The organism is Chitinophaga flava, from assembly GCF_003308995.1.
In the GTDB taxonomy this organism is placed as follows: domain Bacteria; phylum Bacteroidota; class Bacteroidia; order Chitinophagales; family Chitinophagaceae; genus Chitinophaga; species Chitinophaga flava.
On sequence record NZ_QFFJ01000001.1, the window covers coordinates 922,778 to 946,120 of the forward strand.

Annotated in this window: 25 protein-coding genes; 5 read left to right on the forward strand and 20 right to left on the reverse strand. The window is 44.9% G+C overall.

Translation table 11 applies throughout. From position 1 onward, the window contains the following. Positions 1–118 precede the first annotated feature (118 nt). Positions 119–1,561, forward strand: a complete 1,443-nt coding sequence (locus DF182_RS03460) for a glycosyltransferase family 39 protein (RefSeq protein WP_262511094.1) — start codon at positions 119–121, stop codon at positions 1,559–1,561. 289 nt (positions 1,562–1,850) lie between these two features. Here DF182_RS03460 and DF182_RS03465 read toward each other — a convergent pair whose 3' ends face one another. Next, a complete protein-coding gene (locus DF182_RS03465) occupies positions 1,851–2,390 on the reverse strand; it encodes a hypothetical protein (RefSeq protein WP_113614283.1) in 540 nt (179 codons plus the stop codon). Between the two features lie 464 nt (positions 2,391–2,854). Further along, complete coding sequence (locus DF182_RS03470; RefSeq protein WP_113614284.1) at positions 2,855–3,211, reverse strand: winged helix-turn-helix transcriptional regulator; 357 nt, start codon at positions 3,209–3,211, stop codon at positions 2,855–2,857. A gap of 116 nt (positions 3,212–3,327) precedes the next feature. Between DF182_RS03470 and DF182_RS03475 the strand changes: the two genes are divergently transcribed. Then, on the forward strand, positions 3,328–4,197 hold the full coding sequence (locus DF182_RS03475) for an alpha/beta hydrolase (protein ID WP_113614285.1): 870 nt from the start codon (positions 3,328–3,330) through the stop codon (positions 4,195–4,197). 91 nt (positions 4,198–4,288) lie between these two features. Here the strand turns inward: DF182_RS03475 and DF182_RS03480 are convergent, their stop codons facing one another. The 4 genes from DF182_RS03480 to DF182_RS32925 form a co-directional block, all read right to left on the reverse strand. Continuing rightward, positions 4,289–4,855 (reverse strand): hypothetical protein, encoded by a 567-nt coding sequence (locus tag DF182_RS03480; RefSeq protein ID WP_113614286.1) that lies wholly within the window; start codon positions 4,853–4,855, stop codon positions 4,289–4,291. A gap of 210 nt (positions 4,856–5,065) precedes the next feature. After that, positions 5,066–5,764 carry a hypothetical protein gene (locus DF182_RS03485; protein ID WP_113614287.1) on the reverse strand — a complete coding sequence of 233 codons (699 nt, stop codon included), beginning with the start codon at positions 5,762–5,764 and terminating at the stop codon, positions 5,066–5,068. 221 nt (positions 5,765–5,985) lie between these two features. Beyond that, positions 5,986–6,522 carry a hypothetical protein gene (locus tag DF182_RS03490; protein ID WP_113614288.1) on the reverse strand — a complete coding sequence of 179 codons (537 nt, stop codon included), beginning with the start codon at positions 6,520–6,522 and terminating at the stop codon, positions 5,986–5,988. A gap of 155 nt (positions 6,523–6,677) precedes the next feature. Next, complete coding sequence (locus DF182_RS32925; RefSeq protein ID WP_449384898.1) at positions 6,678–6,845, reverse strand: DUF3885 domain-containing protein; 168 nt, start codon at positions 6,843–6,845, stop codon at positions 6,678–6,680. Positions 6,846–6,970: 125 nt separating this feature from the next. Here DF182_RS32925 and DF182_RS03495 point away from each other — a divergent pair, with 125 nt between their 5' ends. Beyond that, positions 6,971–7,537, forward strand: a complete 567-nt coding sequence (locus DF182_RS03495; protein WP_113614289.1) for a Crp/Fnr family transcriptional regulator — start codon at positions 6,971–6,973, stop codon at positions 7,535–7,537. 112 nt (positions 7,538–7,649) lie between these two features. Next, entirely contained in the window at positions 7,650–8,174 is a 525-nt protein-coding gene (locus DF182_RS03500) for an SRPBCC family protein (RefSeq protein WP_113616759.1), read from the forward strand. 52 nt (positions 8,175–8,226) lie between these two features. On the opposite strand, the gene DF182_RS03505 is transcribed toward DF182_RS03500, so the two are convergent. After that, positions 8,227–11,397, reverse strand: coding sequence for an HD domain-containing protein (locus DF182_RS03505; protein ID WP_113614290.1), 3,171 nt, complete (start codon positions 11,395–11,397; stop codon positions 8,227–8,229). A 194-nt stretch (positions 11,398–11,591) separates the two neighbouring features. On the opposite strand from DF182_RS03505, the gene DF182_RS03510 reads away from it, so the two are divergent. Beyond that, positions 11,592–12,050, forward strand: a complete 459-nt coding sequence (locus DF182_RS03510; RefSeq protein WP_113614291.1) for an OsmC family protein — start codon at positions 11,592–11,594, stop codon at positions 12,048–12,050. A gap of 26 nt (positions 12,051–12,076) precedes the next feature. Here DF182_RS03510 and DF182_RS03515 read toward each other — a convergent pair whose 3' ends face one another. From DF182_RS03515 to nirK, 13 genes are all read right to left on the reverse strand, one after another. Further along, the gene (locus DF182_RS03515) at positions 12,077–12,736 is read right to left on the reverse strand and encodes a Crp/Fnr family transcriptional regulator (RefSeq protein ID WP_113614292.1); all 660 of its coding nucleotides are present in this window, start codon (positions 12,734–12,736) and stop codon (positions 12,077–12,079) included. A 32-nt stretch (positions 12,737–12,768) separates the two neighbouring features. Beyond that, positions 12,769–13,098, reverse strand: coding sequence for a metal-sulfur cluster assembly factor (locus tag DF182_RS03520; RefSeq protein WP_211327042.1), 330 nt, complete (start codon positions 13,096–13,098; stop codon positions 12,769–12,771). After that, positions 13,065–14,351: a hypothetical protein gene (locus tag DF182_RS03525; RefSeq protein ID WP_113614294.1), complete on the reverse strand. Its 1,287-nt coding sequence runs from the start codon at positions 14,349–14,351 to the stop codon at positions 13,065–13,067. The genes DF182_RS03520 and DF182_RS03525 overlap by 34 nt, the downstream gene beginning before the upstream one ends. A gap of 6 nt (positions 14,352–14,357) precedes the next feature. Next, positions 14,358–15,152 carry a DUF2249 domain-containing protein gene (locus DF182_RS03530; protein WP_113614295.1) on the reverse strand — a complete coding sequence of 265 codons (795 nt, stop codon included), beginning with the start codon at positions 15,150–15,152 and terminating at the stop codon, positions 14,358–14,360. Beyond that, a complete protein-coding gene (locus tag DF182_RS03535) occupies positions 15,149–15,625 on the reverse strand; it encodes a hemerythrin domain-containing protein (RefSeq protein ID WP_113614296.1) in 477 nt (158 codons plus the stop codon). The genes DF182_RS03530 and DF182_RS03535 overlap by 4 nt, the downstream gene beginning before the upstream one ends. A 121-nt stretch (positions 15,626–15,746) precedes the next feature. Next, positions 15,747–15,980: a hypothetical protein gene (locus DF182_RS03540; protein ID WP_113614297.1), complete on the reverse strand. Its 234-nt coding sequence runs from the start codon at positions 15,978–15,980 to the stop codon at positions 15,747–15,749. Between the two features lie 9 nt (positions 15,981–15,989). Further along, a complete protein-coding gene (locus tag DF182_RS03545; RefSeq protein WP_211327043.1) occupies positions 15,990–16,595 on the reverse strand; it encodes a cytochrome c oxidase subunit 3 in 606 nt (201 codons plus the stop codon). Continuing rightward, positions 16,570–18,330: a nitric oxide reductase activation protein NorD gene (locus DF182_RS03550; protein WP_113614298.1), complete on the reverse strand. Its 1,761-nt coding sequence runs from the start codon at positions 18,328–18,330 to the stop codon at positions 16,570–16,572. The genes DF182_RS03545 and DF182_RS03550 overlap by 26 nt, the downstream gene beginning before the upstream one ends. 1 nt (position 18,331) lies before the next feature. Further along, positions 18,332–19,135, reverse strand: coding sequence for a CbbQ/NirQ/NorQ/GpvN family protein (locus tag DF182_RS03555; RefSeq protein WP_211327044.1), 804 nt, complete (start codon positions 19,133–19,135; stop codon positions 18,332–18,334). Position 19,136: 1 nt separating this feature from the next. Beyond that, on the reverse strand, positions 19,137–20,402 hold the full coding sequence (locus tag DF182_RS03560) for an alginate export family protein (RefSeq protein WP_113614299.1): 1,266 nt from the start codon (positions 20,400–20,402) through the stop codon (positions 19,137–19,139). Then, positions 20,395–21,000, reverse strand: coding sequence for an SCO family protein (locus DF182_RS03565; protein WP_211327045.1), 606 nt, complete (start codon positions 20,998–21,000; stop codon positions 20,395–20,397). Before DF182_RS03565 ends, DF182_RS03560 begins: the two co-directional genes overlap by 8 nt. Positions 21,001–21,012: 12 nt before the next feature. Then, positions 21,013–21,867, reverse strand: a complete 855-nt coding sequence (locus tag DF182_RS03570; RefSeq protein WP_211327046.1) for a formylglycine-generating enzyme family protein — start codon at positions 21,865–21,867, stop codon at positions 21,013–21,015. A gap of 22 nt (positions 21,868–21,889) precedes the next feature. Continuing rightward, entirely contained in the window at positions 21,890–23,341 is a 1,452-nt protein-coding gene (nirK, locus tag DF182_RS03575; RefSeq protein WP_113614301.1) for a copper-containing nitrite reductase, read from the reverse strand. Positions 23,342–23,343: the final 2 nt, after the last annotated feature.

The following is a 23,343-nucleotide window of genomic DNA, read 5'->3' on the forward strand; positions in this document are numbered from 1 at the left end:
ATTTCTCCTCGCGCTGATCAAACTGATCTTACCCTTCCTGCTCCAGGATCCTTTATGGGGGCCTCACCGGGACGAATTCCTTTACCTTGCGGAAGCACGGCATATGGCCTGGGGCTACATGGAAGCGCCACCTCTCCTCTCTGTCTTCGCCTGGCTGACGAACCTGATGGGCGGCGCCATGTGGGCGATCAAGATTTGGCCTTCCCTGGCAGGCGCCCTGACATACATGCTCGTGGGCAGACTCGTGCTGCACCTGGGGGGGCGTTGGTTCGCCCTCGTCCTGGCCTGGATGCCCTTCGTGACAGGCGCATGGCTCAGGATGCACTTCCTCTTCCAACCGAATTTCCTGGATATATTCTTCTGGACGGCTATGGCCTATGGACTGATCAGATTTCAGCAGACCGGAAAGCCTATGCATCTTTACATCGCAGGCATCAGCTTCGGTTTGGGCATGCTTGGTAAGTACACTACGGCCTTCTATGCCACTGGCCTGATAGCAGGCCTCCTCCTCGTCTGGGAGCAGAAGATGCTCACTAACCGCCATTTCTATTTTGCTATCGGCCTGGGCATCCTCCTTTTCCTCCCGAATCTGCTCTGGCAGGCCCGCTACGGCTTTCCGGTCGTTTATCATATGAAGGCCCTCCAGGACGGTCAGCTGCAATATCTAAGTCCCTGGACTTTTTTGATGGATCAGCTGCTGTACAATGCCGCCACCCTCTTTACCTGGGTGACTGGCCTCATATGGGCGGTGCGCACGAAGCAATACCGTTTCATAGCCGTGGCGTTCTTCGTCACAATCGCACTCCTGATGCTAGGCCATGGGAAAAGTTATTATTCGCAGGGGGCTTACCCAATTCTATTCGCATTCGGTGCTCCCCGACTGGAAGCCTGGGCAAGCAAATGGTGGAAAATAGGTATGCTGGCATTCAGTCTCTTTATAGGCATCCGTGTAATTCCCCTCCTCCTTCCCTTCAAGGCGCCGGCTCCCCTGGCTGAATACTACGTCCATCATCACCTGGCCCGTAAAGTGGGGGCTCTTCGCTGGGAGGATCTCCAGGACCATTCCTTGCCGCAGGACTTCGCGGATATGTTGTCCTGGGAAGAGATGACCCAAAAGGTGGCTAAGGCCTACGCATCCCTTGATAGCACAGAGAAAGCCCACACGTTATTGTTCTGCGACAACTACGGTGAGGCAGGATGTGTGAATTATTATGGCCCGAAATACCATCTACCACAGACGTACAGCGACAATGCCAGCTTTCTCTACTGGATGCCCCGCGATTTCGATCGATTCGAGGTACTACTGCTCGTTACGGATGACAAGGAGGAAATGCAGCACGCCTTCATCAAAGAGTTCAAAGAGGTCCGGCTGGTAGACAGCATCGCGAACCCTTACGCGCGCGAGGATGGTTCGCTGATCATCCTGATGAAAGGCCCCAGCGATGCCTTCCGGAAAGCATTCAGAGATAAAATCGATCGGGGTAAACTGAAAACCACCGCACAGGGGGCCATCCAGCCCCTGGAACCCAATGCCCTGGAGCAAGGTGGCGCCATGCACTGAATTTTACTTTAAGGGATTTATTTCACTGGCTGGTAAAAAACCAGGAAGACTTTAAAGGTTAAAAAATCGAGGTGGAAACACCTCGATTCTTATGATTTACTCAATTTATGAGATAGTGTCGGTAACCTGTCGTTCAATTGCCGAACCCAACGGGTCAGATAATATCTGTGGGGTTCCTAATTGAGTCGCCAACCATTTTAACTGGCTCCTAACGTCAGTTGTACATTTATATTTGGGAAAAATGTATTCATTGAGCCTTGATTATTCCTATTCTCCACAACCCTTTTATTTATTCTCCCTTGAAATCCGGATCAAATTTATCTATAAGCCGCCAGCCATCATCATATAAGGCGAAATAAGCTTTACAATTCTCCGTTGGAACTATTTTCAATGCGGAAACCTGAGCAAACGGAGTTACATTCTTATTAATCACTGAATACTCTACAATTGCTTTCTGGCCATCCTTCACCATTCTCACACCTGTTATTTCACTGAAGTACTGCTCTGCCACTTTTACTCTCTGAATACCAGAACTTCTATCATACTCAGGTGTTTCCAGCAAATATGATTTTGACTTATCTGTAAAAAAGATATATGGCCTTCTCCATCCTCCTTCTACTATCTTTTCCTTGATAATAACATACCCCTCCTCTTCGAGCTTAGTTGGCAGGAACTTTATTACATCTTTAGGATCCGTAGTAAATATTGGCCAATCGATATTCCGGGGATATTTGGGTTGAATCAATTCGGCAGCTTTGCCTCTGGTCAAGTTTTTTGAACTACAGGAAACAAGAAATAAAGCCAATACAATAATAGATAGTGTTTTCATACATAGGGATTAATATGATTATAATAAGAAGGCTGTTTGCCTGGCATAGGTCTCTGGAAATTGCATTCAGAACAGTTATATCTAATTTTTGTTATTTTTCAACCTCCCAGAAAAATTTCTTAAATGGCTCCATCAAATGGATAGCAAATAAAAATACCGGGGTAAAATAAAATATTTGAAAATAGATAACAAATACTAAAAACCTCCGATTAGTTTTTTTGCCCTCAGAAAATCTGCATATCCTGGATTGTAAGCGTATCTTATTAAATAAAACCCAATAATAATGGCTAATTAGCTGGGTTCGAATCCTGCTGAGGTTTTAATCTGTTTTTTGTCTTTAATCCTATCGGGATCTTCCAACAGAAATCTTCTTACCATGTTCTTGTATATTCATTACATAAAGCTATGCTCATTATGCCACTAACCGCTATTCTGCCGCTGACACAGCCTTAGCATAAACGGCGTTATTGCTCTTCAGGATGGTCAACCCCGTATTCTGACATTAAGTCTTTTCCGTAACGAATAAGCATCTCAATCACCGGCAGGGCATTCTTCCCTTTTTCAGTAATACTGTATTCCACTTTTGGAGGTGCTTCTGCAAAGACTTCCCTATATATCAGTCCGGAAGCTTCGAGGTCTTTAAGTTGTGTTGTAAGCATCTTATGCGTAATGTGTGGAATATCTTTTTTGAGCTCACTATAACGCAATGTTCTATTTCTTAAACGCCATAAAATGGGCATTTTCCAGGTTCCTCCTATGTGAGACAAGGCAAACTCAATAGGATTATAGTAGAGCCTTCCATCGTGTTTAAATTCCGGCATATCAATGTTTTTTCAATTCTTTCCAAAAAGTAAGTATCACACAAAAAAGTATATACTATCGTGGGTTGATTATAATGAGCAAATTTGTACAAAATTACTTTATAAGCACATAAATAATGGAAAAACTAAATATTGTTGAGTTCAGAAAAGAATTGGAAAATGCTGCAGCTCAATGGGCTCCCAAAGAAAAAAAGCCCATTAAAGAAGTTATGAATAAGCAAATATACGATGGTTTGCAGATTAGGATTTATCGCAATGATGATTCTTATGAAGAGCTACCTGTGTTGTTGTTTTTACACGGTGGTGGTTGGGTAAGAGGCAATCTGGAGACGCATGATGATTTATGCCGAAGACTTGCTTCAGATGGAAGATTTATGGTCCTTTCTGTTGACTATCATCTTGCACCGGAGTATATTTTTCCCCATGCTATTGAGAATGCTTATGCTGTACTTAACTGGGTATTGGAGCATTCAGAGGAAATCAAGGCAGACAGAAAAAAGATTGCGGTAGGCGGGGACAGTTCAGGCGGTAACCTTGCTATAGCATTAGCTCAAAAGGCGAAAGAAAACGGTATAGCGCTGAAAGGCCTGGTTGTCGCTTATCCGCCCGTAAATTATGATTTCAATACCCCCTCCTACAATAAATATGGGGAAGGCTATGGATTAACAAAAAACCTGATGAAAAAACTGTGGGACGCATATTTAGGCAATATACAAGACTCAGATAGCAGGTTTGCTTCCGTAATACAAAACGACTTTTCAGGGTATCCTCCTACATTAATCATCGCCTCTGATGAAGACCCTTTGCGTGATGATGGCAAGCTACTATTTGAAAAGATGATGGCAGCATCCGTAGCAGCTACCTATTCATTTTATCCTGGAACCCGCCACGCCTTTCTTTTAAGGACAGCACTCGAAACCGCAGCCACAACTGCCCAACTAGAAATAATCAATTTCCTTAATAACAAAGTTTTCCAGAATCCGTAAGGCGGCCTAAAACTAAAAAAGCCTTCAAGTCATTGTATTTGAAGGCTTTTTTAGTTTTCAGATCCTCAGTTTAAAATGACTATTTGTTGAGTCAGTCACTGGAAGGTTGACCATATTCCAGTAGCAAGACGCTTTGATTTTTCATATTGCTTTTATATATACCTATGTAAGGTATAATTACACTTTCACTTGTTCTAAACTCAAGGCCATCAAATCTTTCTTCAATTGCTGTTGTTTCATCTCCCAGTGTTATGTTCCTGGAAAATTTATAGTTCTTCTTTAACGCTGTCATTAATTTACCATAATGCGCATTCATTATTTCGGCTGATGGGCAATGATACTCTACAAATGTTCGTAACACTTTGTAGCTTTTTTGTTCAATCACTGATGAGTCGGAAGAAACTAGCAGGCCAACGATGATCGAGTCACATGAGTTACAAAAACTATCAATGGTGATAGCTTTTGTTTTATAAATAGTTTTGGATTTAGTGGTTCTGGAATTAATCTCTTGAAAAGTACTTGTGTGCTTTATATAGTCCAATTGTTTTTCAATATTGCTTTTGTATGGTATGAAAAGAAACCCTTTTGTAATCAAGTCAGTTTGGGCATTACAAGAGAAGTTAAGTAATAGGGGAAATATTATTAAAAGGTATTTCATCTTTTATGAATTAGGTATTTCTGTGTTAGCTCCTCACTGCCATTGGTGTTTAATTATTGTCAAATTTTTCCCCTTGCCGTGACCGGGACACAGTTCCTTGCTCCGGTCCCATTCTTTAAAACAAATATTTAAAAATTCGAGGCACTAAGTTCCTAAAGCGTATTAAATCTACCACAGAAAGGTTCGGAAATCGGCTATTAAGGATTGTACTCAGCAGATCAGCAACAACCTGTTCTGTCCAGGCTTTTCCTTTGGTGCACGATGAAGACAAGGAGGAACCTTACTTTCAGGATGGTCAACCGCCAACCTCCATAGGTTACCAATACCTAAGCTTATTGGACATGCATTAGGTTTAGCCTGATAGTGCAGATCAAAGAAATGTTCACTTAAAAATGATTCAAAACCTTCATCCGCGCCATGATATAGTTTTTTGAGTTCAGCACGTATTTCCGGGATAAGTACTTTCTTTATGCCTTGTGAATTTGGTAATATTTCACTGGACTCGCCATAGTAGGTGCATAAAAATGTATCGGTTGGTACGGGAGAGCGATCTACATGAAAAGAATAAACATCAGTTGGAAAAAACGGGTAGGTATCATCCCGATCATAGTGATTGATCACATTAAGGATTGGCGATGCGCCATGAGTTTCCAATGCCTTCAGGTCATTTAAAAGAATTTCACGGGCAAGTTGCCCTTGCTCACTCAGCTGAAGTTCACGAAGTTCTTCCTGTTCGATTACCGTTATATTTCCGGTTAGCGCTACCTGTTTAACAATCTCGGAAAAATCACCTATCAGATTACGAGTCCAGCAAATCGCATTGATTTCTCCATTAAATGGCGTAGAAACAAGGTCTTGAAAATTCGTGACATAATGAATGTGTTTCTCAGCATGAGATAGATCTACCATAATTAGTTAATATAAAATCATTTGACAACGAAGTACGGCTATTTTCGTTTATAACTGAAACTTTTCAATAGCCATCAAATGTTCCAAAAAATTCATAGTAACATTTGAACTAATACGTTTCCGCCTCTTCATCGGGTCGCCAGGGATGATCTGTTTACCCTACAATCCTAATTTATTGTATAGCTATTCCAGGATGAGGCAATAGCGCACTGTTGGCAATCTCAGAAGTTTGCAAAAAATATATAGATCAGTTTTCCTTTATCAAAGGTCAACTCAATCATCGGTGTGGCATTAGGATCATCTTTTGTTTTTCGTATCAGTATGAAATGTTCAAAATTAGTCCCCTTTTCTTTCGTCGTAGTTTCAAAAAATGATTGTGGTAATGCAAATAATGGTTTTGCAGAGTTGGGAAACTGCTTTTTAAATTGGCTTATGGTGTAATTTGTATCAAAAGTCGTTGTTCCGTAAGTGATTCTCTTGTCTGTTTTACGGAAGTCAATGACAGATGGAATAATGTTGTTATCATAGGCATACCACATGTCAATACCCGGATAATGAAGTATCACAACCTCAGGCTCTTTAGCCATTGAAATAACTTTGTCCAGGTCAGCTTTTGATTGAATAGTAAAGGCCGCCTTGCTAGTTGCCACCCTGGAGGGAATGCCCATATTAGCAACAAAACTGCCATAATTCCCATATAAAAAGGTTTTGCCGATTGCCAGCTTATACGCATCCAAAATATCCCAATCAAATTTCATTTCCCTATTATGTTGGTTTAAGGTTAATGTGTCAACTCGTGATTGTTTATTTTGATTTCCACACGATAAAATAAGAATTGTCAAAAGAATAAAATTTCTCATAAATGGGTTCTATATAAAATTATTATGTTCCTTGTAGGGATATTGAAACTAAATTAATTTTTAAAGGGCGTCTTATTTCTATATTTTCCCTTGTAACTATCTCTTGTTTCGCTGTTTTTCAAAATGAAATCAATACCACCGTCATAAGGTGCAATTACAAGTTCTTTTCCTATTGAAATGAAAAATGCACGAAGGTTATCTTGTGCGAATTTTTGTGGCATCCTTGAGCACTTCAGTATATCAACCACAATAATACGTTAATTTCATTAAGGTAGACAGCCGGGGTTTGGCAACTGTAGCTAAATCGCGCGGGCAATACCATCCCTTACCCACTAAGCCAGGTATTATGGAAGACCTTATAAATTATTTACTTCAGTTCGGTCAATTAAACGGCCAACAGATTACGTTAGTGAAAAGCAAAGTCAAAATCATTCATCTCAATAAAGGTGATTATTTTTCGGAAGCAGGCAAAATCGCCCGGCAGGTTGCATTTGTTTCGGAAGGGATACTCCACGTATGTTATTACAACAACAAAGGCATGGAAATCACCCGCTACTTTATAGATGAGCATAATTTTGCCGTTGATTTAAACAGCTTCTCCAGCCAGATCTTTTCTTCCGAATATATCCAGGCAATAATGCCCTGTAGGCTAATAGTCTTTAGTACAGAGGGATTAAAGGAATTATCACTGACAATAGCTGGCTGGGACGCCATAATAAACCAAATCACCACAAAATCATTGATCGAAAAGGTCAACCGTATCAGTCCTATGTTGGCGGAAGACGCAAGTTCCAGATATCGTAATTTCCTGGACCGCTTTCCAGTCCTTGCCAATCGTATCCCTCTTTCATTTCTGGCTTCCTATTTAGGTATAACCCAATCCTCCTTAAGCCGGATTAGACGAAATTTCTGATTTTTGTTTTTTGTCAAATGGCAAATCTTGTTAACTCCCAATTTGTGAGCTTTGCTACATCACAAGACGAAACATAATGACAACATTCCGGACAACCTTTTTTATTATCATTATGACAGGATTCACTTCCATAGCATTCGCGCAAAGCAATAGCAAAGTGGCACAGATAAAAATTGAGGCAACCGTTAACGCCTCTGCCGAAAGCACATTTATTTACATCGTGCCGGTTAGTTTGCCACATATCTTTAAGCGGTACAAAAAATTTCCAGCCATTGTAAAAACCGATGAACCTGAAAAATGGACAAAACCCGGTCTATCACGGACAATTTCTTTTGAGGATGGATCTACGGCCAAAGAAAGTTTGCTGACGGTTACTCCTTATAGCTCGTTTTCGTACAAAGTTGAAAACTTTACCTCGCAGCTAAGGTTTTTGGCCAAAAGAGTAGACGGAGATTGGAAATTTACAGATATAGGTAATGGGCAGACAAAAATCGAATGGACTTACAAAGTAGTTCCTAGAAATTTTATTGCACGTGGCGTTATCAAAGCCTTTCTGATCAAAGATATCAGGCATATGCTTGAAAATGCTTTGATAATCTTAAAAGATGATCTGGATTCGAAAAAGAATTGTCTATAATAAATAAAGTCCCCCAACTTGTATTTACTATTCAATCGCAAAGCGATACACACTACTCTTCCATGGCAAATAACGCTTCCCCAGTGATATAAAAAGAAGGAGTTAAGTTAAGCGAAACCAATGGTAATCCAGAAGATGTCAGAGATGTTTCATTATAATGGCCTGGCGAAATCTTAGCTACTTCTTTATAAGCAGTAAGAATAATCACCTCATCAACACCTAACATTGAAAATACATGCTTAATTATATCTTCTTTTTTTTCACACAAACCTATCCAAGATCCTTTATAATAACCAATTACGCTATTCAGTAAAAAGGAAAAACATGACACCGCATTCGACAATCGACTCATCTCTATATCAACACCACTTTCCCGAATTTCCAAAAAATCCATATAATCAAAATATTTAAATAAGTTATGTTTATTGTTTATCAAATATTCTCCATACCGCCTATCAAACCTATCGCTAGTAAAAAGTAAAACATCATTTAAGTGCTCAGGCAATTCTATTTCATCGAAACGTGCGTATCCTCGATAACCAATAAAAGAGTAATTCATCAATACCGGAACACATTTTTTTAATAACCGCGGTTTATCTTCAACAAAACCAATTCTAAAATTACATTTCAGCTTATCAAACAAATTGAGTTTCAAATATCTATTTAAAGAGTCAAGATTTCCAATGCAGTAAAGTGTTTGATCATTATACTTAAGATTCTTCATCAAACTAAAAGAAACAGGAGGGTCACATAAAGGCATCTTTAAACGATCAAACATCAGCGTATCTTGATTAAATGCCCCTTGCTGGTAGAACCAGAATAAATCTTTAGGCTGATCTCTTGTATAAAAATAATTCACAAGTCCATAATTATTATTGAACAGTTCCTTATGATCTGAAATCAAGCTAAAACATTTAGACTTAAGAGTTTTATATAGACTGGGAAGAATATCTGTTGCATTTATTCCGTGCCGAGATACAGAGATAGCGGTATCATTAATTGATTCAATATCAACTTCTATATACGCAAACGAAAGTTGCGAAACCCAGGAACGATTTTCCAAAATTTTAGTATCTGTTACCTTTATTGCGATTCCTTTCAAACTAAAGGAAATCCCACCGAAATGAGGGTTCCAATGATAACCATGATGAAATTTTTGTATAAAATTCTTTTGATCCTCAAACTTCTCTTTAAAATACACAAAGGAATTCCCCAAAGAGAGTTTGAAGTAGGGGATATGAATCCTATACTTCCCCAATTCCTCTATTTCGCCTTCTTCTACCAGTAAGCCAATCATATCGCTCATTTCCATCACACATTCCTCCCTAAATAAATAATTTTTTTCATAGGCTTCTCTTTCCTTGGATGAAATTATCTCATTCTCGTAGTCTCGTTCTTTAAGCATGTCTCTCCTGGCATTAGCCACAACTTTCTCCACTATATCAGCCTTCGAATAATGCCATCCCTGTTTAATAATTTTCGGTTCTTTATTCAAATACGACTTGTAAGAAACTTCACAAGGAGATCTGGAGATATTCGCATTAATAAAATTACGAATTTTATTGTCCCACTTTTCAATGTCAGATTCAATAAACCTCTTCAACTTAAGCTCAATTACAGTACCAATATTAGCCTTATTGTATTTTATCAGCTCTCCGAAATCATGGGCACCATTGATCTCAAACCGCCAGGCCGCAGAATCTTCATCCTTGTAACCAGTATTTAACTCCCGCTTAGTTTTTACAATTATTTTATCGGCTAACATAAAATAGCTAAGAACTCCAATTCCGAATTGCCCCGTACGATTTAATTTAAACCCCTTACGGCTGCATTTCCTTTCTAACTCTTTTATCTCATATCGTCTGGAAGAACCGCTCTCTAAAAAAAATTTCTCGATAATTGCTTTTGTCATGCCTACACCTTGATCTTTACAAACAAGCCATACGCCGTCTTCTTTCTCATCCAATGATATATCTATAGCATATAGATCTCCGAACTTCTTCAAGAACTCATTGGGGTCTTTATCTTCGTTAATAATCTGATAGGCAATCCTTTCTCTTACACTATCATAAGAATTCTGAATTAATTCTCTAAGGGCCCAAATTGGATCTCCATATAACTGATTACCACCAAGTAGTTCCAGTATCTTTGCTGTATTGGGTTTGAAAGCCCCCTGAATGTATACATATGTATCTTCTTTAGGAGAAATATCACGATGTACGTACGCATCAATATTCCATAAATAGTGAGAAAACTTTGCAAAAGAAGAGTGATTTAAAGGCTTTACTTTAACCAATTCATCACACAATTTTAATTCCTGCTCAATTGCATTTGCTGTATCTTCTATTGCTTTATGCAAATATGCCTTTTCAGGCCTTGCATAAATTGAAAACATGTTATCCTGTCTTGTCAAGCTAAACCTTCTGTCCTTCAACCAATATTTCAAACTATCTACATTAATCATCCTATGCTTTAGTATTACGTCCGGCGTACGTTCAGGATCATTTTCCAGAATATCTGCTACCCTTAAGCAAATAGCCATATACCGTAAATGAACAATGCCACCTCCGATAGGTTTAGGGTCAAATAACTCACTTGAAAGATGCTCAATTCCATAGTGATGGCTTTTGCAGACCTTTATCAGATCATCACTCCAAGGCAAGTAATTGTACAATTTTAAACTTCCAAGATGATCTTGAATCCATTTACCACTCCAATCATTATGTTTATGTCTAACATAGTAAGATAAAATATAATCAGAGAGTTTTGGGTCATCAATTTTATCAACAGCTATATTAATGGATAAAGTCTTAGGCTCATTGTCAATCCATTTCTGTAACTCATCAATCTCATGCTCAGACAAACCTTCCTTATTCATTGTTGTCAAAAACTCTTTATGCTTAAGGACAAGTTCAAAATCAGGGCTCATACCAATATCGTGCAAATACGCCGACAGCAATAAAAATGCAATCTCGTATTCTGAAAGATGCTTCCTGGTTAAATCAGGTATTAATTCCCACATTCTATTAGCCACTCTGAATGAGTGGTCAGAATCATGTAATGTAAAATCCTTAGGAGTAGTACCACCCTTATCAAGAATACTCTCAATGGTATCCATGACTAAATCCTGCTCCAGAAAAACAACCAATTTCTTAGCGATGTCGCCCTTACGCTTTTCCAATTCACGAAAGAGGGATGTATTTTTCCAATTAGATTTCGGCATTACTTTTTGTTTTGAGGTTTGAGATGTAACTACTTTTAAATATAGTGAATAAATCACACTCTTCTTGCATATCTAAAAACAGTTATCCAAAATGGGTAGAATAATTCCATCGCTGTGTGATCAATGTTACAAAATTCCAGCTACATGAAAGAGAACTTTGTGAAACATTGTTCAATCTAAAAATCAAGTACATCATGCATCACGAAATCGTCTCTCAATGGATGGGTAAAATGCAATTCAACGCTCTCGTCAACGGCCATACGATTATTATGGACGGCCCTGAAAAAGTTGGTGGTGAAGACAACGGCCCCATTCCCAAACCGCTGGTACTGACAGCCCTCTCCGGCTGTACAGGCATGGACGTTGTAGCACTGTTACGGAAAGCGAAAAAAGAAGTTGACAGTTTTGACGTGGAGGTATGCGGCCAATTGTCCCAGGGGCACCCGATGCAGTACACGGCCATTCACCTTGTCTATATCTTCAAAGGGCCAGAAGCGTGCAGGGAGGAAGCGTTGGATGCTGTGACGCAGTCACAGGAGAAATTCTGCGGGGTTAGTGACATGCTGAAGAAGATTATGCCGGTAACCTGGGATGTGGTGTACAATGACGTGACGATATTTTCCAATAAAACGGAGGAAGTGGTGAATGTCTAACAGAACGAAGCGGTATTGTCCGGTTACTACGACCGGACAATACCGGTCTTCAACAGTTCGCTGTTGCGGTTGATGGCCAGGAGTCCTTGCTGTTCCATGGTTTTCAGTAGTCGCGACACGGCCTCCCGGGTGGAATGCATGTCGTCGGCGATTTGCTGATGAGTAATCTGAAGGGTGCGGCTGCCTGTTTTCGCAGACTGATCGTAGAGATAACGCAGTAGCCGTTCATCGAGTTTTTTGAAGACAACGTCATCAAAGGCTTGCAGCAGATTATCGAACCGCGCGCGATAGACATTCACCACAAACTGGTTCCAGTCGTGGCTTTCCCGCATCAGCCGGTCCATCACCGGCAACGGCAGTAAGATGACAAGGCTGTCTTCGAGCGCCTTGATCATCACCCCGCTTGTTTCTCTCCCTTGCGCACAAACGAACGACATTGCGCAAGCTTGCCCCGCTTCGAGATAATACATAAATATCTCTCCATCCGGCCCTTCCCGGTATACCTTCATAAATCCCGCTCCTACCAGGATGGCATTTCTCAACAGCTGCCCCTGACGGGTAATTAACGCTCCTTTTTTTACCTGCATCAGGACGGCCGTCTGGCTGATGATATCTTTCACCGACGCTGGCAGCAATGGATAACTCTCATTGAGCAATGTACTGATCTCCTGATGGGCTATATCCATATTGATTCAAGTTGTTTTTGTTCCGTTGTTTTTTACCAGCCGAGGATACTCCTTCCCGCTTCGCTGATGTGGTCAGCATTCCATTTCGGCTCCCATACCAGGTGGACAGTGGTATCGAAACCAGGCAATGCCCCATTGGCCGCTATCTTTACGTGACCGGTGAGCATGGCGGCCATCGGGCATGCAGGAGACGACAAAGTCATATCCACATCGATCCTTTTCGCCCGGACATCTACCCGCAAGTCATATACGAGACCAAGGTCGATGATACTAATATTCAGTTCAGGGTCGATCACTTTGTCCAACGCATTAACGAGCATTGTTTTTTCTACAAATGCGGGATCGCGGATGTCAATTTCCATTTACACTTTAGTTTACTGATGATGTACAATACATGCCCGGCATACACTGCAGCCGCCAGCATCATCAGGCCGATGCCGGCATAGAGCAATCGCACCTGACCCAGCAGGATGCCGGTAATCAACAAAAGATAACCTGGCGCATACAACCACATCTGCAGACGTACAAGGCCTTCCCGGTATAGGTTTGCGGGCATGAGCTCAGGCGGTTCGTCCGGACTGTTGATATGCATCCAGATGATGAACGGCAACGTTTTGAAGGTTTGTCCCATAATGATGATACTGATGAACCCCGCCATGAAAGAGTAGCCGAAAGCCGTGCCCCATCCATCAGGCAGGCGCCGGCCGGCCAGCACTGATATACCCAGTAAGACCAACGGTAATATCAACAGCGAAATGGCTAAGAACGTCTGCCGCATGCCGTGGTCCAAACGTTTACGCATCGCAGACCGGCGGCAGATGTACACATACCGGCTGTAGAAGATAACGCCGGCCAGGATCAGCAGCAGGGCTATAGGCGCAATAACGGCGGGACCGGCAACTATTCCGGTAATGAGGAACAGCGCCAATCCGCCGTTGAAAAAATAATAGGTATAGGATAGCAGTTTGTTCGGTGTTGTTTGACTAAGCAGAAACATTGGTATCAGCTTTGAACTGACGCCGGTGACGAGTTGCAGAAACCATCCGGCCATACCCACAGCAGCATGGACCTTCAGGTATTCCAGGTGACTGGCAGGAAGGAAAGAATAGCGCAGGTTGATGAGCAACAGCAGTCCCAGCGCCGCCGTAAGCAGCAGCCACAGTTGCGCTGTCAGTATAAAACGGGTGGCGATACTCTCCTTCCCCGCACGGAATGTATGAAACTGGTTCCATGCTTGTAACCCGAAAGCCAGTAATACCAGGCTACCGCCGGTAAAGATCGCGGCACCGAAACTGAAACGCCAGAAGTTGATCACGAGCAGACTGGTACCAGCTGTCAGTAACACAAGTACGGCGCAGGGAATATGTTCGCTGTAAAGAGCATGTTCCGATAATACGGGCGCCAGTTGGTTGCTAGCCCCGAAAATCAACATGGTGGCCCATCCCAGGACGGCCAGGTGAGTGATCGCCAGAATCTTTGGATGAAAATGATGTCCGGTCAATACCTCCGCCGCAGGTATACAAAGACCGATGACGATCAGAAACGCGATCACCGCTATCAGGTAATAGGGAATCACAGTGTGTTTGGCAGGTATCTGTTGTGCGGGCGGCATCATCTGGCATCAGGTTTTGTAAATGATGAGCTGTACGCCCTGATCCCCCAACCGATGGACCGCAGCATATTGCCTTTCTTTCAGCTCAGGTAACAGGAATAAAGGGACTTTTTTATGTTCTACGAATAAGGCCATGTTTTCCGGCAATGTCTCCAGCGCCTGGAGGATAACTACCATGGGCTGAGGCATCGGTAACGCCCGTACGTCGATCTTCTGAAAACGGCCGCAGAACTTGTCGGCCATCACCTGGAACAGATCTTCAGCTGCGTTGCCTTCTTGTGCCGATTCCTGCCCGGCGGATATTTTGGTGATATAAGAATAAACTGTTTCCGTATCCACTTTTCGTACCGCCATTTCAAAACCCTGCTTCTGCAGGATACGGAACAACGGCGTTGGTTCGAAGGAATTGATCAGCAACAGCGTTTGCCCGGGCTCCAGCAATCTGACTTCCTGCATGATGCGCTGGAATGGATCGTGGCCGGCAGCTATCATTTCACGGACATCAAGTGAATGGTTGAATGCCCGCTCTGCTACGACATGCTGCGGCTGTACAGTCGGTACAACGGATTGCGGCACTGCGTCTATGATAAAACCAAGCGGCCGCAACACCGCATAAATATCCTCTACACTGCAATTGCCGATTTTGGCAGCTTCCGCGATCGTCACGCGGGGCGCGAGCACTTTGCGCAGCAGTGGATTTTTTAATTTCCGGAAATGCGGACTGATCGCCGCGATCTGGTCAATCACTTGTGCGTTTGCTGCTATCAGGGCAGAGATGCGGGTGGAGTTGGAAATGTGCATCATAAGCCACCTTTGTTTAACCAAAACTCGTCTTCCCACTGGGCAACGGGTTGCCGCCAGCCTGCGTCAATCCTTTTCTCCAGCTCTGACAAGGCTTCTTCTGTACTGATCTTTTCGATGTAAGGAAACATTTCACGTTCTTCAAAACGGATGTGATCATCCAGTTCATCCGCAAACCCGTGGAGAAGATTTCCATCCAGCCGTGCATGCTGCAGCCTTTCTACTATACTCCGCAGCGTCGCATGCTGACGGACAGCCCGTACCCTCATTGGATGATCATCGGGCAACAACGTGAATACAAAATGCTCTTCCAGCTGAAAGTGATCTTCCAGTTCATTATCGAAAGAAAACAGTACATACGCACTGATGCGCTCTAAAGGAATATGATGACTGAGCCCGTACCGGATCTTCCAGCATTGCAACAGTCCATGATGATGATCTTTGGAAAGAGGAACCAAAGCAGGCGAGCGTTTCATAACATCGCAATTTTTTACAACACAAAAATAAACATGCAAGATCAAATAAAGGACAATTTTGTCCGTTTTTTTAATATGATTTTAGTCATCTTTCTGGTACTGTGCCGATAAGGCACACACATCAACTTGCCATCACGATCACCACCAACGAAAGTATCGCTATGAACAAGAGCAACAGGGTTTTCCAGGCAGTATGCGCCCTGGCCATGTCCATAAAATTAAATGCCACCAACATGAACTTGATAGCAGACAAGCACATGATCAGGGCCAGTGGTTGTTTGTAGAGTACGACCGCGGTCATAATCGCCACGGCCAGCATAAGCAGGATCCAGGTAGTATTTAGTATACGGAACATAAGCAGGATTTAGAAAATGAGGTACAGAACAGGGAACAACAACAACCAGATGAGATCACATAAATGCCAGAAAGCTGCCCCGGCCTCCAGGTGTTGCATTGCTTCTTCGTCCGTGCGCCGGGAACGGGTAGTTTTCCAGTATATCAGGATTACCATACCGATGATCACATGGATCACGTGGAAGCCGGTCAGCATCCAGTAAAAATCAAAGAAAGTATTCTCACCCAGCGTGAGTCCTTCTGCCGCTTTCTGTCCGTATTCCACCGATTTGAGCGTCAGAAATACCATCCCCGCCATCAGTGCGTACAACAATTGCCTATCACTCTGTTTGATGGTACCTGTTCGAAACAATCCTACACAACGCGCCATGCAGTAACCACTTGTCAGCAGGACCACAGTATTCACTGAACCGATGGTCCTGTTGAGTTTTGCTGCGGAGGTGTGGAACAATGCCCGCTCCTCTCCTGCATAGTACAACATGATCACGATAGCGATACCGAAGGTTAGCAACTCCAGCAGGATCACGATCCACATTAAGAGGCCGCCGGGCGGATAGTAGAAATTCCTGTGCGACTGCGTTTCCTCTGCCTTAACCGGCATATCTGATACGTTCATACAATTTGATTAAAGTGGTGAACAATGCTGCGGGGGATGACAATACCTGATAGTGGTCCTGCCCGAACATTTGCGGCAGGTAATAACGTGCGGTTGCTTCGATAGCCAGTGCATATGTGTGGATATGTTGCTGCGTAAGCTCACGCAAGGCCTGTTTCACATCGGCGATACCATAGGGACCTTCATACCGGTCGTAATCATTCGGCTTGCCATCAGATAACAGGATAATCCATTTGTTACTGGCTGATCGTGCCTGCAATAAGGCCCCGGAGTGGCGGAGTGCCGGCCCGATGCGGGTATAACCTTCCGGTTGAGGTGCACCGGCCAGATGCCGGGTGGCGGCCCAGGGATCGTCAAAGTCTTTGATGGTCACATAACGGGTATAATGCCGTGTCCTGGAATAAAATCCGCCAATGGCGAAATCGATCCCAAACTCCGCGAGAATCTCCCCGAAAAGGATAGCTGTTTGTTTGGCCACGTCTATCACCCGGTTGCCGTTGGCGTAGCTGTCACTCGACAAACTCAGGTCGAGCAGCAGCAGGATGGACAGCTCCTTTTCTCTTTTCCGGTCGGCAATATACACCGCTTCTCCGGGCGTGTGGCCCGCCGCCAGGTCGGCAAAGCGGTCGGTGACGCGGTCTATGTCGATGGTGTGACCATGCGTTTGCCCCCGTTGTTGCAGCCATTTGTTGTGGATGCCCGTAAGCATCCTGCGTAGTTGCTCAAGCACCGCCCGGTGGGCGGCGATGGTCTGGTCGTAATAGGCCGTAGAGGAAACCTGTTGCCGGCGCGGAAAGACTTTGCTGAAATCCTTGCGGTATATGCGTTTGCGGTAGTCCCATTCATCGTATGCGATAAAGTGTCCTTCCGCTTCCGCATCGTTACTTTCGGCAACCTGCGTGTTGGCGGTATAGCCGGTCTCGTAAACGCTGTGCGCTGTATCGTTCACCCGCACGGTATATTTCATGTTCAGTTCCCTAAGGGCCTCTTCGTGTTCTTCCAGCTCGTCGGCCCCGTCGAAATCGCGCCAGCTGCCACTGAATTCATCAGCCGTTTCCACTTTTTCGAAGTTGTGCGTCAGTACATAGTCTTCCTGTTGATGAGTATCAACGGACAATGTAATGATCTCTTCTACCGGTGTCGCCTGTACGATAGTACGTGGCATCTGTTCGTGCAGCCTGGATGGAAGTGCATCCGGGATGGAGGCAAGCGGTTCCTGCGGAGCCTTCATCGGCTCGTCGGCCATCCACCGGCCATACAGCCAGTTGTTGGATATCGGCATCTCCCCTCCTGTCATGTTTTTCGTCGACAACAAGCTGTGATAATCGCGGCTCAAAGGGTACTCTTCGAAAAGATAACGAAGTATGTCCGGAGCATGTTCCTGCGCCAGGCGCAAAGCGTCGTCATCAGACAATACTTCCTGTTTGTACCAGTTGTGTCTGAGTTTTTGCTGGGCCGACAGATAAAGAATGCGGAACAGGTAAAATGTATAATTCAGTTCGCGGTTATCGTACCAGGCCGATTTTTCCGGCAGGAAAAAATCATTGCCTTTGCAACCGCCTTCGCGGACAGCCGGGTATAACTCCACCGGCTGTCCTGTCAGTGCCCTCGCGAGAATGAGCATCCGTGGCCTGACCTCTTCGAGAAGCACAGCGTGAGCATTACGCGCCGCTGTGGCTTTGCGGGTTCTCAGATAGCGTACTACTTTTGCGAATATCAGTTCATCCAGTGCCATATCAGATCATCAGGTCAGCAAGGTCGCAGAGTGCGGCAATGGTTTCATCATCATCAGTAAGTGGTTCAATCATTGCGGTGCGTACCGCCAGTCGCCTGGGCAGTCCGCTGTGGATCAACTTGGCGGCATCCACCAGCAGCCGGGTAGATACAGTTTCCGCAAGGCCCAGTTCCCGTAGGTTGCGGATCCTGGCAGCGATCTTCACCAACCGTGTGGCCACCCCTTCTTCCACACCACTCTCCTGTATCAGGATAGCGGCTTCCGAAGACGCATCAGGATAGCGAAAGGAAATACCCGCAAAACGCTGTCTCGTAGATGGTTTCAGTTCTTTGTAACCGCGCTGGTACCCCGGATTGAAAGACGCTACCAACATAAAACTTTCTGCCGCAGGCACCGTTGTGCCCAACTTATCGATAAAGAGTTCACGCCGGTGGTCAGTCAGTGGGTGGATGGCCACGATTACGTCCGGCCGTGCCTCAGCTACCTCATCGAGGTACAGGATAGCACCCGTTTTCACTGCAGTTGTCAGCGGTCCGTCGATCCAGATCGTTTCTGCACCCTTGATGATAAAACGGCCGATCAGATCAGTGGAAGATGTTTCTTCGTGGCAACTGACGGTGATCAGCGGCTGTCTCAACTGCGTGGCCATGTATTCGACGAAGCGCGACTTCCCTGTACCTGTCGGCCCCTTCAGCAGCACCGGTATCCTGTTGCGAAATGCGTGACGAAAAACGGCTTCTTCCTGCCCTGTCGGCTGATAAAAAGGAGCAGTCGTACCGCATGCTTCCGCAACATCCATGTTCATGTTATTCACTTTTCCTGACAGTTTTGATGGTAAATAATTTCGGGTTGATTTGCAATTCCAGGAACATCCAGTTGCCGGAGTTGACATTCGAAACACCTTTCAAATGCTCCATGGCAGCGGTAGCGAACATCTGCGAACATCCGCCATTCAGCCAGACGAAATCGATAATAGAAAATCCGACGGTGAGATCAAGCTCAGTGCCGAGATAGCTTTTTAATTTCTGCCCTTCTGTGAACAAAGGCGCAGCCGATGAAAAAAAATGCGGTGTCAACCGCGCTTTAAAAGCGGGTTTTTCATAGGATAGATTACCGTATATGTCCGTCAACCCAACAGAATTAAGATGATTGCCTACATAGAAGTAATCCATGTAGCCGTTGAACTTATGATTTGTGCCAAACCATGGTGTAAAACTCTTGTAACTGGCGCTGGCATCGTCGCCTGCTTTACCTGATAAATATTCGAAACCGGCACCGGCTTGCCAGCCTTTTGCAAACTTGTAACTCATATTGCCGGAGCAATACCATGCGTTGAGTGTCTCTCCAGCGAGCCCGCCAGTTTGTGCATAGAATGCCGCATCTGCACTGAAAACATTTTGCTGGAAAGTGAGTCGCGGACCGAATGTTTGGTTCCAGGCGATTTTTTCGTGCTGCTCCCGCAAATAAGGCATGCCCTGGTTCAGGAACAGGAAGCTCCAGGCGAGATGGTTCCGTTGGCCGTGATACCAGCCGAATTGCAGGTAGCGGTACTGTGGAACAGTATAAGGCTCTTTGCTGTTACTTTCCCGGTTGGCGTTGAGTGCGGCGGCAGCGTGAAATGTATGCATAGCCGAAGGCTTGAATTGCAGCAGGGCAGCATCGTGACTGCGGGCCTGCATGGTCCAGTCTACGTTACCGAGGATGCGCGCATCGTCGTAGCTGAATTCCTGGCGACCGGCGCGCAACGCCCATTTCTGATGAAAGGAGACCTCCGCCCAGGCTTCATGCATCTGAAAGGCAGCATCGGTTTTAGCATTAGTGGCCACATCCCCCCAGGTACGCACGCTTTGCGGAGAAATGCGGAGCTTGAGCTGTGGAGAGGTATAGTCGATGATGATACGGCTGCGCTGTACTACAAAGTCAGCTGCCTTTGCTGTATCGGGTAAAAGGCCGCCGTAGCCGTTGCGGTGTTCATACCGGAACCGCATATCTGCGCTGACATCTACCTGTTGCGCAGCTGCTTCGAAAAATGGGATGGATAGCAGGGATATAAGTAAGGTTTTCTTATTCATTGCCGGCAGTTTTAATGATGGCATCTACAGTTGCCTGGTTGTTAACGCCGAGCCCTTCCTGTTGATGAACGAGGCGACCGGCGGGATCAAATACACTGATAATGTTGGAGTGAGAAAAATCCATAGGTGAAATCTCCTTGTACTTTACGGCAAGTACATTAGCGAATTCCCTCACCGTTTCCGGATTCCCTTGCAAAAAGGTCCATTCTTTCCCGTCCATACTCTTACTGATGGCAAACTCTTTCAGTTTCTCAGGTGTATCGTGTTCCGGATCTATGCTCACGAGTACATACTGTACATTGTTTTTAGCACGGTCCGGCACTTTTTCGCTGATGCCCAGCATATCGGCCACCAGTCGGGGACAGGCAGATTTGCAACTCGTATAGATCATTACCACTACCAGCGTCTTTCCTTTCAGATCACGCAAATGGATAGTATTGCCTTCTTCCGTCTTCCAGGTAGAAGCGAGGTCAAATATGGAGGCCGCGTTTTTATCGACGGTAGTTTGTTCGTTTTGTGCTGTTGGCTGTTGTTGTTTGTCTGTATGACAGGCTGCTGTCAGGAGCAGGCATGCCAGACAATAGAGCATCGTTTTCATAGTTTTATGAATTTATTTCGATACACAACGGAAGCCCTGGTTTTGTACGCAGTAATTCGCTTTGAGGCTTCCCCTAAATGCGAAGCGCATAAACGCTGCGTAGTTCATCAGGTCGCTGGCCCCAACGGAACCGCTTCCGCAAAACATTGAGTTATCGGTAGACACATCTCTCCGTGATTCGCCGGAGAGCATTACTTCACTAAAATCCTCTGTCCATTCCCAGACCAGCCCGTGCAGATCCATGATGCCCCAGTAATTAGGCGTGGTATGGCCTACAGGCAGGCCGGAGGTATTGGGCTTTTCGTACCAGCTGAGGATATGCTGGTTGTAAGACGCCTTAGTACGGGCGTCACGTGTTGTTTCATCGGCCATGGCCGCATATTCCCACTGATTTATAGTAGGCAACGTTTTGCCGATGGCGTTACAGTAGGCCTTTGCTGCAAACCAGGATACATTGGTAACAGGCGCATCTTCCAACATGCTGTGCCCCAGTGTACTATCGTTCTGCCAGCCGGCGAGATAATTACCATCTGCATAAATCCGTTTGACTGCGGAGCGCCGCCATTGTGGATTGAGCTTCACAAAGGCCAGGAACTGCCGGTTGGTGACAGGGTGCTTATCCATTTGAAACCCTTTAACCATTACCGAAGAATCAGCCTTGCCGTAGAAAGGGACATAACTGCCACCTTTCACTTCTGCCATACTTGTAGTATCTGTTGGAGCAACCAGGATAGATAAGGGCTCTCCGCCTGTACCGGAGGTTGCCGGTGCTTCTATGGGTAACGTGTCCGGTCGCAATGTCAGGTTGGAACAGGAGACGACCAGTGAAGCACACATGCAGATGGCGGAGAACCCTAAGTTGTTCATAGTATTGGTTAATGGTTAGTATTTAATGTTTACGTTTAGCCGCAACCGTTTCTGGTTTGATTTCCTGTTTTTTGTTACCCCAGTTGGAGTAGACGTATGACAACACATTCGCGATCTCTTCATCTGTCAGCGTTTGAGCCGGCATCACACCATTGTATTTGGCGCCGTTCACCACGACTTCACCGGTTTTACCATGCAGCACGATATCAATCACACGGCCTGCATCTGCGTTCAGGAAATCGGATCCGGCGAGCGGTGGAAACGCATTGGGGATGCCCATACCGTTTTCCTGGTGACAGGCAAGACAGGTCTTGGAATACACCATTTTACCCATGGCAATCCGCTCTGCGAGGTTGGCAGCTTTAGGTGCAGCCGGGGCCTTCTCTCCAGGCATAGACTGAATGGTACCGCCTTCGGGCTGATAGATACCATCTGTTTGTTTACCAGAGTACAACTTTTTATTCTCAGGACCTGTAACGGTCAGCATACCTAATGAGCCTTTATTGAAAGTGCGTGAAATAGAGTGGTCCACGATCACAAAAGTACCTGGCACCTCTACCTTGAAGTCTACGATGGTAGCTCCTCCCGCAGGAATCAGTGTGGTCTGTACGTTTTTGTTGATCAGGTCTCCACCTTCCACGTGTACCTTGTCGAAAATCTCTCCGATGACGTGGAATGAAGACACCATATTGGGCCCACCGTTGCCTACGAAAAGGCGTACTGTTTCACCGACATTCGCTTTGATAGCGTTATCACCGGTCAGCGAACCAACTTTACCGTTGAACACCACGTAGTCGGGATGCTCATCTACCGCCTTCTGCATATCAAAGGGCTGCAGGCCTGGTTCGCCGTTTTTGCCTTTGGTGTAGAAGTCACCCTGCATGATGTAGTATTCCTTGTCTACTGGTGGCAGTCCTCCTTCAGGTTCTACGAGGATAAGGCCGTACATGCCGTTTGCGATGTGCATGGCTACTGGTGCGGTGGCGCAATGATAAACGAAAAGGCCTGGGTTGACCACTTTAAAGGAGAATACAACTTCGTGACCTGGCGCTACGAAAGAGGAGGCAGCTCCGCCACCCGGGCCTGTTACAGCGTGCAGGTCAATATTGTGTGGCAGTTTGTTGTTGGGATGGTTCTTCAGGTGAAATTCCACTTCATCGCCTATACGGGTACGGATAAAGCTACCTGGTACGGTACCGTTGAAGGTCCAGTAAAGGTATTTCACACCGTCGGCCATCTCTCCTTCTTTTTCCATGATCTCCATGTTGACGATAAGTTTGGTTGCTTCCCGCGAGCCAACAGGTTTTGGCACCAGTGGTGGCGCAGTCGTTTCGGCTACGCTTTGGCCAACAACTTTGATATCTGCGGGCGGTGTTGTGGATTTTTGGCCTGCATCTTTTTCAGAGCCTGTGCAGCCGCTCAGCAGCCACAGGCCGAGTAATGTTCCAAGCAATGGTTTGATCCTGTTCATCATGT